Origin of the sequence: Quadrisphaera granulorum, assembly GCF_003149145.1 — a bacterium.
Taxonomy (GTDB): Bacteria; Actinomycetota; Actinomycetes; order Actinomycetales; family Quadrisphaeraceae; genus Quadrisphaera; species Quadrisphaera granulorum.
In genome coordinates this window covers 1-12467 of the sequence record NZ_QGDQ01000038.1, presented here as the reverse complement: position 1 = coordinate 12467, position 12467 = coordinate 1, and the positions used below count along the sequence as shown (strand labels likewise).

Here is a 12467-nt window from a genome sequence, read left to right as displayed (position 1 = left end):
TGGACTCTGTGCACACCTGAGCGGGTCGTCGGCAGCGGCGTCCTAGCGTGGGGGCGTGAGCTCGGAGCAGCAGGTCGAGATCCGGGCGGTCACCGAGGGCGAGCAGCTGGAGTGGCTGCGCTGCTCGCGCCGCACCTTTCTCTACCCGAAGACGGTGACCGCCGAGCACGTCGAGCACCGGCGGCCGACGTGGGAAGGGCAGCGGCTCACGGGCGCCTTCGATGGCGATCGTGTGGTCGGCACCTACCGCTCGTGGGAGTGGTCGCTGCCCGTGCCCGGCGGCGCTGGCCACAGTGTGCTCACGGACCACATCAGCACGGTGACCGTGGCGCCCACCCATCGCCGCCGCGGGATCCTCACCCGGATGATCACTGCCGATCTAAGTGCGGCGCGCGAGCGCGGCGTGCCGCTGGCGTACCTCGTGGCCGGGGAGGCGCCGATCTACGGGCGGTACGGCTTCGGGGCGGCCGTGGCTGGGCAGACGCTGACGGTGCGCGTTCCGGCGTCGCTGGCCCACGTGCCCACCGGCACCGAGGGCATCCGCGTCGAGCTGGTCGACGACGCCGACCTGCGCGCCGAGGCTCCCGTGCTGTTCGCCGCGGTGGCGGCCGCCCGGCCGGGAGCGGTGCTCCGCACCGAGCGATTCTGGGACGAGGCGCTGGGTCTGGCTCCGGGACCCGGCGACGACGCCACGGCGGCCCGCCCCGCGCTGATCGCGCGCGACGCCTCCGGTGCTGCGGTCGGGGTCGCGCGCTACCGGGCTCAGGAGAGCTGGCAGGCCATGCGCCATGACACGACGCTCGAGGTGCACGACGTCTTCGCCGCGACTCCCGCCGCACAGGCTGCGCTGTGGCAGCACCTGCTGTCGATGGACATCGTCGACAGGTTGCGCATCACCGAGCGGCCACTCGATGACCCGCTGCCCGAGCTCCTGGCCGACCGCCGCGACGCGCTCGCCGGTGAGGGCAGCGACCACCTCTGGGCGCGGCTGCTCGACGTGCCCGCGGCGCTCGAGGCTCGCGGTTGGCTCGGCCCAGCGGGGTCGTGCGTGCTGGAGGTGCACGACGCGCTGGGCATCGCCGGGGGCCGCTGGCGGCTGGATGTGGCCGATGGGTTGGCGACAGTGACGACGACGACGGCGGACGCCGACGTGACGTGCGACGTCGGCGCGCTGTCCGCGGCCTACCTCGGGGAGACGTCGCTCGTAGCGCTGGCGGCCGCTGGCCGGGTTCGTGGGGATGCGGCGGCGGTGGGGCGCCTGTCGGCGCAGCTGGCCTGGCAGCCGACGTCCTGGCCCACGATCGGCCACTTCTAACCCGCGTGATCATGGACGTTGTGCACGCCACTGACCGTGATCATGGACTCTGTGTACGGCGGGCGGGGATCGCGTCGGCGCGGTTGTGCACAACTCCCATGATCACGCCCCGTTCTGCGCGCAACGTCCATGATCACGGTGGGGTTTGTGCACAAGTCCCATGATCACGGACGGGGGCGGCGTGTCGCGGGTCCGTTCCCAGCTGACAGGCCTAGCGTCCGCCTTCGTGCGATCACCCCTTCCCCTCGGTTCCGCGACCGCCCGCGCGCTCCTGGCCGCAGGTTCCGTGACCTCGGTGCTCCTTCTCGCCGCCTGCGGCGGTGGCGCCACGGACACGGCCGGTGCGTCGTCGACAGCGTCGACGGGTGCGTCAGCAGCCGCCACCGAGACCGCCACAGCCTCCGCGTCGGCGCCAGCCCACGCGACGAGCAAGCCGTCGTCGTCGTCCTCAGCCTCGGGCAAGGCGGTTCCGGTGACGGTCGTCAAGCCGTTCACTCGCGGCCCCGACAAGCACCTGTCGGGCAGCGAAGGTGGCTTCAGCTGGGACATCACCCTGCCGACCTTCACCGGCTCAGGTGCCGCGGTGGCCGAGGTGAACCGGCGTGTCGAGGCCTCCGCGCAGAGTGCCGTCACCGCCTCGAAGACGCAGAACGGTGACGACCCGGAGAGCAAGCACACCCTCGACGGCGAGGCCGCGGTGACCACCAACGACGGGCGGACCGTGCAGATCGAGATCCCCATGAGTGACTTCTACGAGGGCGCCGCGCACCCGACCAACGTCGACAACACCGTGGTGCTCGTCGCGGCGAGCGGCGCCCCCGTCACGCTCGAGCACCTGTTCAAGAACCAGAAGGAGGCGCTGACGGCGTTCGCGCCGCTGGTCATCGAGCAGGCCAAGGCAGACGGCTACGACCCGTCCGGCTCCGACGGCCTGGCGCCGACCACGGCCAACTGGTCGGCATGGCAGAGCGACGACAAGGGCCTGACCTTCACCTTCCAGGACTACCAGCTCGGCATGCACGGCATGCCCAGCTACACGATCCCGTGGTCGACGGTCACGCCATACCTCCTGCCGTCCGCGCAGGCGCTTCTCGCCCCGACCTCCTGACGCCCCCCTTTCCGCACTTTCCGCGGCAAGTGCGCCAAGGTGCCCCTTCTCTGGGCACTTGCCGAGGAAAGTGCGGGAAGGAGGAGGACGACGGCGACAGCGAGCGTCCAGGAAGCGTTCAGCTGACGCCACGGTGAGCTGCGTAGCGTCATCGGCATGCCGCTACGCACCTCGTTCGGCCGTTCTACCCGGCTGCTGGCGGGCTTCCTCGCGGTGAGCGCCAGCGCCGGCCTGCTCGTGGCTGGCCTGGCCGCTCCCGCCGTCCTCGGCCTCGGCCTGACCACCGGTGACTCGGTGGTCTCCCTCAACAGCCTGCCCGCCTCGCTCGACCAGCCGACCCTCAGCCAGCAGTCGCGCATCCTCTATGCCGACGGCACGCCGATGGCCACCTTCTACTACGAGAACCGGATCTCGGTGCCGCTCGACAAGGTCGCGCCGGTCATGCAGAAGGCCCTCATCGACATCGAGGACAACCGGTTCTACGAGCACGGCGGGGTCGACCCGCGGGGCGTGGCTCGCGCCATCGTCGACGACCTGACCGGTGGCGACGAGCAGGGCGCCTCCACCCTCACCCAGCAGTGGATCAAGAACCAGCAGGTGGAGCAGGCCCTCGCGGCGCTGCCTCCCAACGCCACCCCGGAGCAGCGTCAGAAGGTCTTCGACGAGGTCACGGTCAGGTCCGGCATCGACGGCATCGTGCGCAAGCTGCGCGAGATGCGACTCGCCATCGCCGCGGACAAGAAGTACTCCAAGCAGCAGATCCTCGAGAACTACCTCAACATCGCCAACTTCGGTGGCGGTCAGTACGGCATCGAGGCAGCGAGCGAGCACTGGTTCGACAAGTCCGCCGCCCAGCTCGACCTGCCCGAGGCGGCGCTCTTGGCGGGCATCGTGCAGAACCCCACCGGCTACGACCCGGTGAACCACCCCGACGCCGCGAAGCAGCGCCGCGACACCGTGCTCGACAGGATGCTGCAGCTCGGCGACATCGCGCAGGCCCAGCACGACGCCGCCGTCGCCGTCCCCATCGCCTCGATGCTCCATGTGCAGCCGACCCCCGACGGGTGCGCCCAGGCGGGCTCGGCGGCGTACTTCTGCGACGACGTGGTCGGGCAGTTCCTCGACGACGACGCCTTCGGCGGCACCCGGGCTGATCGCCTCGCCCAGCTCTACCGCGGCGGCCTCACCATCACCACGACGCTGGACCCGCACGCGCAACAGGCCGCGGCGGCCGAGGTCACCAGCGCCGTCCCCGCCGGCAACTCCACCGTGCGGAACAACAAGATCGTGAACGGGAACGTGGTGCAGCTGCCCGGGACGTCAGGGGTCGGCGCCGCCATCGTGTCCGTGCAGCCGGGCACCGGGAAGATCGTCGCGATGGCGCAGAACCGGACGTACAGCACGGCCGACGACGCACCGCCCACGGACACATCGATCAACTACAGCACCGACGCCGCCGACGGCGGCTCCGGTGGCTTCCAGCCGGGCTCGAACTTCAAGCCGTTCGTGCTGGCCACGTGGCTCGCTGCCGGGCACTCGCTCTACGACACCGTCGACGGCAGCGAGCGCACCTTCCCCAACGACAGCTGGCAGTACGGCAGATGCGAACCCGCCGGCACGCCGTACACGGGCAAGCCGTGGGCACCGAAGAACGCCGGCGACGGCGAGGGCACGTCGTCGATGACGGTGCTGCACGCCACCGCCGACTCCATCAACACCGGCTACGCGGCCATGGAGAACCAGCTGCCGCTGTGCGACGTCGCGGCCACCGCGCAGGCCCTCGGCATGCACAAGGCCCAGCCCGACACGCACAACCCCACCGGAAAGAAGAGCACCGACCTCACGGTGACGCCGTCGATGACGCTCGGGATCGACAGTGTCTCCCCGCTCACGGTGGCCAGCGCGTACGCGGCGTTCGCCGCCGAGGGGAAGTACTGCACCCCGACGGCCATCACGTCGATCACCGGCCCCGACGGCAAGGCGCTGCCGGTACCGCCGTCCACCTGCACGCAGGCGATCCCTCAGGAGGTTGCCGACGGCGTCACGTACGCGCTGCAGCGGGTGCTGACGCAGGGGACGGCGGCCGGTGACGGCCTGGCGGGCGGCCGCGAAGCCGCCGGAAAGACGGGGACGACGAACAACTCCGTGGCCGCGTGGTTCACCGGGTACACGCCGCAACTGGCGACGGCGGTGTGGGTCGGCGTGCCCAGCGGCAGCATGTCGCTGAACGGCGCGGTGATCAACGGTCACCGGTACTCGGAGATGTACGGCGGGACGCTCGCCGCGCCGATGTGGCAGGCGTACATGGACAAGGCGCTTGCTGGCGCTCCTCGGGAAGACTTCACCGCCCCGCTGGCGAGCATCATCGGCACGCCGCCGGCTCCGCCCGCGTCGACCTCCTCGCCGAGCTCCCTGTCGAGCCCGGCGCCCAGCCAGAGCAGCGGCGACAACGGCGGCGCGAGCACCGACCAGCCTTCTCAGGACGCTGGTGGCGCTGCTCAGGCGGGTGGGGGTAGCGCCCCGCAGGCTGGCTCCGGCCAGCCCGCCGGCGGTGGTCAGCCCGCGGGCGACCAGCGCGCTGCGGGGAACGGGGACGGCAGCGCTCAGCCCGCCCCCGGCGGCACCCCCCAGGGCTGACCCCGCCCTTCCCCACCCGCACTTGCCGCGGAAAGTGCGCCAAGGACCCCCTCCCTTCCCGCACTTGCCGCGGAAAGTGCGGGAAGGGAAAGGACGCGGAAGGGCCCCTCCTCGCGAGTGCGGGGAGGGGCCCTTCCGCGTCCGGGGGGAGCCCGGCTGCGAGAAGAGGAGTGCGGGTCAGCGGAGGAGGTCGCGCTCCTGGGCGCGCAGGGCCCGGGCCACGCCGTCGCGCTGCTCGCTGACGAGGCGCGTCAGCGCCGGCAGGTCCGCCGGTGCCGACGCGAGCCACGCGTCGGTGCGCTCCAGCAGCGCGGGCGAGGCCAGCAGCACCGGGTAGAGCCCGGTCACCACCTGCTGGGCGATCTCGTTGGTCCGCATCCGCCACGTGCTCTCGATCGAGGCGAAGTACGGCTCGACGAAGGGCTCCAGCAGTGACGCGTCGTGGACGCGCGCAAATCCGCCGATGACGGCGGCACGCTCGGCGTTGGCCAGACCCGGCTCCGCCGACGACGTGACCAGCTGCGACCACGCCGCCCGCTTGGCGCCCAGGTCCGGGATCGCGGCCCGCGCGCCCGCGGCGGCCAGGCGGCCGGAGGCGGTGTCGTCGCGGGCAAGCTCCGCTGCGATCTCCGCCTCGCCCGCGCGCTTCTCGACGACGAGCGCCGTCAACAGCTCCCAGCGCAGGTCGGTGTCGACCGTCAGCCCTTCCAGGGGTGCCTCGCCCGACAGCCACCCGGCCACCGCGTCGAGCTGGGACGGCGTCCGCGCCCACGACGCCGCGGCCGTGGCGAGCTGCAGCTGCGCGTCGCTGCCCGGCTGAGCGGCCAGCGCCAGGTCGAGCAGTGACGCCGCGACGCCGGCCACGACGTCGTCGCGGTGCCCCGGCGCGGTGTAGAGCCGCGCGGACGTCGTCAGCTGCGACAGCAGCGTGCGCAGCACCGAGGAGGTCGCCGGGGTCGACTCGACGGCGGCGTTGTCGAGGATGAGGTCCACGAAGTCGCGGGCAGCCATCTCGGCGTCACGGGCCATGTCCCACGCGGCCGACCACACGAGCGTGCGCGGCAGCGCGTCGTCGATGGCCGACAGGTGCTGCACCGCCGTGGCCAGCGACGACGGGTCGAGGCGGACCTTGGCGTAGGCGAGGTCGTCGTCGTTGAGGAGCAGCAGGTCGGGGGCATCCCGGCCTGCCAGGGCGCCCAGCTGCGCCGTGATGTCGGTGCGCTCGCCGTCGACGTCGACCTCCACCCGGTCCGTCCGGACCAGGCGCGGCGCAGCGCCAGCGGCGGGTGCGTCGCCGTCGCCGTCGTCGTCGTCGTCCTCCTTCACCGAGTGACCACCCGACCCCGGCACGTGGAGGTCGTAGAAGCCCACGGCCAAGCGGTGGGGGCGCTGCACCGGGTGCTCCGGCGGCGTGGTCTGCGTGACCACCAGCGACGTGATGGAGCCGTCCTCAGCGGTGGTGATCTCCGGCTTCAGCGTGGTCACGCCCGCCTTCTCCAGCCACACGCTCGACCACGCGGCCAGGTCGCGGCCGGAGGTCGCCTCGAGCTCGCGCAGCAGGTCGGCGAGGGTCGCGTTGGAGAACGAGTGGGCGCGCAGGTAGCGGCGCACACCCTCGAAGAACGCGTCGCGGCCCACGTAGGTGACCAGCTGCTTGAGCACGCTGGCGCCCTTGGCGTAGGTGATGCCGTCGAAGTTCACCTCGACCGCCTCGAGGTCGACCATGTCGGCGACGATCGGGTGGGTCGAGGGCAGCTGGTCCTGCCGGTACGCCCACGCCTTCTCCATGGAGGCGAAGGTGGTCCAGGCGTCGGTCCAGCGGGTGGCCTCGGCGGTGGCGAGCGTGGAGGCGTACTCCGCGAAGCTCTCGTTCAGCCACAGGTCGTCCCACCAGCGCATGGTGACGAGGTCGCCGAACCACATGTGCGCGAGCTCGTGGAGGATCGTCACGGCGCGGCGCTCGACCACGGCCTCGGTGGGGCGGGACCTGAAGACGTACCGCTCCAGGAACGTCACGGCCCCGGCGTTCTCCATGGCGCCGGCGTTGAACTCCGGCACGAAGAGCTGGTCGTACTTGGGGAACGGGTAGGGGATCTCGAACAGGCCCTCGTAGAAGGCGAAGCCCGCCCGGGTGATGTCCATGATCTCGTCCGCGTCGAGGTACTCGGCGAGGCTCTTGCGGCAGAAGACGCCCAGCGGCACGGTGCGGCCGTCGCTGCTGGTCAGCTCGCCGCGCACCGCGTGGTACGGGCCGGCCACGATGGCCGTGACGTAGCTGGAGAGCACCGGGGTGGGCGCGAAGTGCCAGGTGGCTGTGCCGTCCGCCGGGCCAGGAGCCGGCTCAGGCGTGGGGGAGACCGACACGACCGTCCAGTGGTCGGGCGCGGTCACCGTGAACGTGAAGACGGCCTTGAGGTCGGGCTGCTCGAACACCGCGAAGACGCGGCGAGAGTCGGCCACCTCGAACTGCGAGTAGAGGTACACCTCGCCGTCGACGGGGTCGACGAAGCGGTGCAGACCCTCACCGGTGTTCATGTAGGCGCAGTCGGCGACGACGACGACCTCGTTCTCCGCGGCGAGCCCGTGCAGCTGCACGCGCACGCTGTCGGCGACCTCACGCGGGTCGAGCTCTGTCCCGTTGAGGACCACCTCGTGCACGTGCGGGGCGACCAGGTCGAGGAACGTCGAGGCGCCCTCGCGTGCGGTGAACCGCACGGTGGTCTTCGAGCGGAACGTCGTCGGGCCGGTGGTGAGGTCCAGCTCGACGTCGTAGGCGCTGACGTCGACGAGCGCGGCGCGCTCGGAGGCCTCCGCCCTGCTGAGGTTCATGCCCTGCTGGGCGTCGGCCGGCTGGCCGGCGCCGTCTTCGTGATGGCTGCTCCGCACCTCCCCGATGCTGCCACCCGATGCTCCCGGGCACGCAGGCCGGGCAGAGAAGCCGGGCCGGTGGTGTTGTCGGTGGCATGACCGAGACAGCGCAGAGCGCCTCGAAGAGCCCCGTCGACTTCTGGTTCGACCCCATCTGCCCCTGGGCGTGGATGACCTCTCGCTGGATCCTGGAAGCCGCGAAGGTCCGCGACATCGACGTGACCTTCCGCGTGATGAGCCTCGCGGTGCTCAACGACGGGCGCGACCTGCCCGAGGAGTACGTCGAGATGATGAAGCGCGCATGGGGTCCCGTGCGCGTGGTGACCGCCGCGAAGGAGCTGCATGGCCAGGAGGTCGTCGAGCCGCTGTACACGGCCATCGGCACCCGAATCCACCCCGGCGGTGAGAAGGACTTCCACGCCGCGGTGGTGGGTGGGCTGGCCGACGTCGGCCTGCCGGCCGACCTCATCCGCTTCGCGGAGACGACGGAGTACGACGAGGCGCTCAAGGCCTCCCACCACGAGGCGATCGACCGCGTCGGCGACGACGTCGGCACGCCTGTCATCGGTGTCCGCGGCCCCGACGGCGAGCCGGGTCCGGCGTTCTTCGGTCCCGTCATCACTCCCGCCCCGAAGGGCGAGGAGGCCGGAAAGCTGTGGGACGGCGTGACCGCGGTGGCCGCCTACCCGGGCTTCTACGAGATCAAGCGCACCCGCACCCAGGGCCCGATCTTCGACTGATCGCCCCTCCTCCCGGCCGTGATCATGGGCAGTTGGCCACCTCACGTGGGTGGCCGACTGCCCATGATCACAGCGGAGTGGGAGGATCAGCGCCGTGCGCGTCCACATCGCCAGCGACCACGCCGCCTTCGAGCTCAAGCAGCACCTCGTGCAGCACCTGAGCGGCACCGAGCACGAGGTGGTGGACCACGGTCCCGCCGCCTACGACGCCCTCGACGACTACCCCACCTACTGCATCCCCGCCGCGCTCGGCGTCCGCGCTGACGTGCGCGCCGGCGTCGAGGCCCTCGGCATCGTGCTCGGTGGCTCCGGCAACGGCGAGCAGCTCGCCGCCAACCGCGTCCCCGGCATCCGCGCTGCGCTCGCGTGGAGCCTGGAGACGGCGCAGCTCGCCCGCCAGCACAACGACGCCCACATCGTCAGCGTCGGTGCGCGCATGCACTCCCTCGAGGAGGCCACCGCCATCGTCGATGCCTTCCTCGCCACCCCGTTCAGCAACGACCCCCGCCACCAGCGTCGCCTCGACGCCATGACCGCGTGGGAGACAGAGCACCTCACCGAGCGCTGATCGCGCGCGATCAGCCACGGGGAGGCAGGCTCGTCCCTCGTGCCTGAAGGTCACACCCTCCATCGCCTCGCCCGGTCCGTGCGCGACGCCTTCGGTGGCCGCGTCGTCGAAGCCACCAGCCCACAGGGCCGCTTCGCCGACGGCGCGGCGCTGCTCGACGGTCACCGCGTCATCCGCGCCGACGCCGTCGGCAAGCACCTGCTCGTCGGCTTCTCGCGCGCGGACGTCAGCGGCCGCCGCGAGCCCCAGCGCTGGCTGCACGTGCACCTGGGTCTGTACGGGAAGGTCTTCTTCGGCGTCTCCGACGCTTCCGTCGGGGGCTCCGAGGAGTCTGAGGACGACGACGACGGCGCTCGCGGCCACGTCCTTTCCGGGCCTCCGGCCCCCGTCGGGCAGGTGCGGCTGAGGCTCGTCACGCTCGACGCCGCCGAGGGCGCCGGTCCGCTGCGCTGGGCCGACCTGCGCGGCCCCACCGCGTGCGAGGTGATGGTCCGCCCCGAGGTCGACGAGCTACGCGCCCGCCTCGGCCCCGACCCGCTGCGTCCCGACGACGGCCCGGAGCGCTTCGTGGAGCGCGCCGGGCGCTCGCGCGTGAGCATCGGCGCGCTGCTCATGCATCAGGACGTGCTGGCCGGCGCCGGCAACATCTACCGCGCCGAGGCGCTGTTCCGGGCGGGCATCGACCCGTTCGCGGCCGGCCGTGACGTGGCGCCGGAGCGCCTGGTGGGCGTCTGGGACGACCTGCGCGTGCTCATGCGCGCCGGTGTGCGGTCTGGTCGGATCGTCACCACGCGCCCGGTGGACCGCGGAAAGCGCGACGACGAGGTCGACGGCACGCCCGTCCGCCGCGGCCAGGCCGGCTCGCACTACGTGTACCGGCGCACCGGGTTGCCGTGCCGGATCTGCGCGACGCCCGTGGCCACCGCCGTGGTGGAGGCCCGCAACCTGTTCTGGTGCCCCAGCTGTCAGGCTCCCGGCACGCAGCTCCCGCCCTTCAAACCCTGACCCCCCGTGATCATGGGCGTCCGCCACCCTCCGCCCGTGATCATGGGCACTCGGCCACTTTCTGGCCGTGATCATGGGCCTCCGCCACCTGCGGAGGGTGGCGGGAGTCCATGATCACGGCGGGGGAGTGGTTCGGAGGCTCACTCAGCCCCGTCGCAACCCGCTCACGGCGGGAGGCGCGCCGGGAGTCAGCGAACCCCGGATGGGGGACCGGGCCCCGGACTAGGGTCGGTTCCGTGGGCCAGCGCTTCGACCGCGCCGCGCGCTGGGTCCACCGGCGTCGTCGTCGCCTCTCCCGCCGGCTCGCCGCCCGCTTCCGTCCCCGCACGATGCCGCGCCAGGCATGGCTGCTGCTGTGGTTGACGGCGCTCGCCGTCGTCGTCGCCCTCACCGGGGTGATGGCGCCGCAGTGGGCCCCGACCAGCGCGATGGTGTTCGTGCTGCTGCTCGGGGGCTTCTTCCTGCGGATGCGCACTATGGTGCTGCTGTACCTCGTGGCCGCAGCCGGGGCGGCGCTGACCGTGTCGGTGCCGGACGCGAGCGGGGTGCGCACGCGCCCCGGCGACCTGCTGCTGCTGGGTGCCACGGCGGTGCTCGTTGCGCTGTTCGTGCGCAGCCGCGAGCGCCTCGGTGTGCAGGGGACCCTGGGCGACACGATGCTCGTCGACCTGCGCGACAGGCTCCGCAGCCAGGGGCGGGTGCCGCCGCTGCCCGCCCAGTGGCACGTGGAGACCGAGCTGCGGCCCGCGTACGGAGACTCGTTCAGCGGAGACTTCGTCGTGGCGACCCGCACCCCTCGCGACGAGCACGACCTGCTCGAGGTGGTGCTCGTCGACGTCTCCGGCAAGGGCCAGGGCGCGGGCACCCGCGCGCTGCTGCTGTCCGGGGCATTCGGGGGGCTGCTGGGCGCGATGCCGCCGGAGGGCTTCCTGCCGGCGGCCAACGCGTACCTGCTCCGGCAGGACTGGCCCGAGGGGTTCGCGACCGCCGTCCACCTCGCCGTCGACCTGCGCTCCGGTGACTTCACCGTCAGCTGCGCCGGTCACCCGCCGCCGGGCACCGGTGGCGCGGGTTCTCCCTGGCGATTGCTCGACGACGACGGCGGCCCCGCGCTCGGGCTCGTGCCCGACGTCGAGTTCCCCGCCGTGCGGGGTCGGCTGCTGCCGGGGCAGGCGCTGTACCTGTGCACCGACGGCATGGTCGAGCTGCCGGGGGAGGACCTGTCGGTCGGCACCGAGACGCTGCTGCGGCTCGCGAGCGAGGCCTGCCGGGCCGGGTGGCGTGAGGGCGCCGCGGAGCGGCTGGTCGACGCGGCGGCGGTGGAGGAGACTGACGACCGCGCGCTCATCCTCGTGTGGCGCACCGCCTGACGATGCTGGAAGGTGTCTCCCCGAGGCGGGATCGTCAAGCGCCCCCCCCGAGCCGGTGTGATTCAGATCACGCCAGGAGTGCGTGATCGAACCACGCAGTGTTCGCATGAACGGTTGTGAACCGATCCGCCACACGGACTGAGACGTTGCCGCCGACGCTTCCACCCCGTCAACCGGTTCCCCGGGACCGTCCGTCCGAGACTCGCGCCGACTTGCCCCTCGTCGTTCTGCGATCTTTCCTGAGTGTCGTTCAGTTGGGTTCCGTCAGCCAAGCTGCTCAGCAGCTGCACTGCTCAGTGAGCACGGTCTCGATGCACATCACGGCACTTGAGGACCGTGTAGGCGCCCGCCTCCTTCAGCGTGACAGGCGAGGTTGCCCCTTAACGCGGGCTGGCATTCGAGCGATGCCGAGGATCGCGCAGTTGATAGGGGAGACCGAGGAACTCACCAACTTGGTCTATTCTTCTGTTAAGGAATGAGCCTTTGCCAGTAGTGGTGTGAGTGGTGACGCTGTGTCACACCGTGCGGTGGTGCTCCAGGTGCAGCACCACGAGCGCGGCGGCGACGATGGTTCCGATGCGGGTCGGGCACAGGCAGGGCCTCGGCAAAGTCACGAATACGGGGCGTGAGCTGCGGTTGTGACCTGCGGTGACGTCGATGTGGGCGGGCACGAACCCAGGCAGATGATGTGGGTGTCTACGCCGTACCGCCCACCGAAAGCTCGTGCCAGCCTTGGCATCTTCGGCTGCCACCGCGGCCAGGGTCACGTCCCTCGGAGTGGTGTACTTCCGTTGTCACCTTGCGAGGTCAGCTTCGCTGATCATGCCGTCATTGCTGGTGCAGCGTCCAGAGCGGT

9 protein-coding genes are annotated in these 12467 nt (G+C 71.5%); 8 read left to right on the top strand and 1 reads right to left on the bottom strand.

Features of this window, described 5'->3' with window-relative positions; all coding sequences use genetic code 11:
- Positions 1 to 55 precede the first annotated feature (55 nt).
- The 3 genes from BXY45_RS20625 (at position 56) to BXY45_RS20610 (ending at position 5060) form a co-directional block, all read left to right on the top strand.
- Complete coding sequence (locus BXY45_RS20625; RefSeq protein WP_109776415.1) at positions 56 to 1315, top strand: GNAT family N-acetyltransferase; 1260 nt, start codon at positions 56 to 58, stop codon at positions 1313 to 1315.
- A gap of 226 nt (positions 1316 to 1541) precedes the next feature.
- Positions 1542 to 2423, top strand: a complete 882-nt coding sequence (locus BXY45_RS20615) for an RsiV family protein (protein ID WP_170131653.1) — start codon at positions 1542 to 1544, stop codon at positions 2421 to 2423.
- A gap of 156 nt (positions 2424 to 2579) precedes the next feature.
- Positions 2580 to 5060, top strand: coding sequence for a transglycosylase domain-containing protein (locus BXY45_RS20610; RefSeq protein WP_109776413.1), 2481 nt, complete (start codon positions 2580 to 2582; stop codon positions 5058 to 5060).
- A gap of 177 nt (positions 5061 to 5237) precedes the next feature.
- Here the strand turns inward: BXY45_RS20610 and pepN are convergent, their stop codons facing one another.
- A complete protein-coding gene (gene pepN / locus BXY45_RS20605; RefSeq protein WP_109776440.1) occupies positions 5238 to 7889 on the bottom strand; it encodes an aminopeptidase N in 2652 nt (883 codons plus the stop codon).
- A 134-nt stretch (positions 7890 to 8023) separates the two neighbouring features.
- Here pepN and BXY45_RS20600 point away from each other — a divergent pair, with 134 nt between their 5' ends.
- The 5 genes from BXY45_RS20600 to BXY45_RS24890 all read left to right on the top strand — a co-directional run bounded on the left by BXY45_RS20600 (position 8024) and on the right by BXY45_RS24890 (position 12090).
- Positions 8024 to 8668 carry a mycothiol-dependent nitroreductase Rv2466c family protein gene (locus BXY45_RS20600; RefSeq protein WP_109776412.1) on the top strand — a complete coding sequence of 215 codons (645 nt, stop codon included), beginning with the start codon at positions 8024 to 8026 and terminating at the stop codon, positions 8666 to 8668.
- A gap of 94 nt (positions 8669 to 8762) precedes the next feature.
- Positions 8763 to 9236: a ribose-5-phosphate isomerase gene (locus BXY45_RS20595; RefSeq protein WP_172601978.1), complete on the top strand. Its 474-nt coding sequence runs from the start codon at positions 8763 to 8765 to the stop codon at positions 9234 to 9236.
- 39 nt (positions 9237 to 9275) lie between these two features.
- A complete protein-coding gene (locus tag BXY45_RS20590; protein WP_109776410.1) occupies positions 9276 to 10241 on the top strand; it encodes an Fpg/Nei family DNA glycosylase in 966 nt (321 codons plus the stop codon).
- A 236-nt stretch (positions 10242 to 10477) separates the two neighbouring features.
- Positions 10478 to 11611, top strand: a complete 1134-nt coding sequence (locus BXY45_RS20585; RefSeq protein ID WP_170131652.1) for a PP2C family protein-serine/threonine phosphatase — start codon at positions 10478 to 10480, stop codon at positions 11609 to 11611.
- A gap of 116 nt (positions 11612 to 11727) precedes the next feature.
- On the top strand, positions 11728 to 12090 hold the full coding sequence (locus BXY45_RS24890) for a LysR family transcriptional regulator (protein ID WP_109776408.1): 363 nt from the start codon (positions 11728 to 11730) through the stop codon (positions 12088 to 12090).
- Positions 12091 to 12467 lie beyond the last annotated feature (377 nt).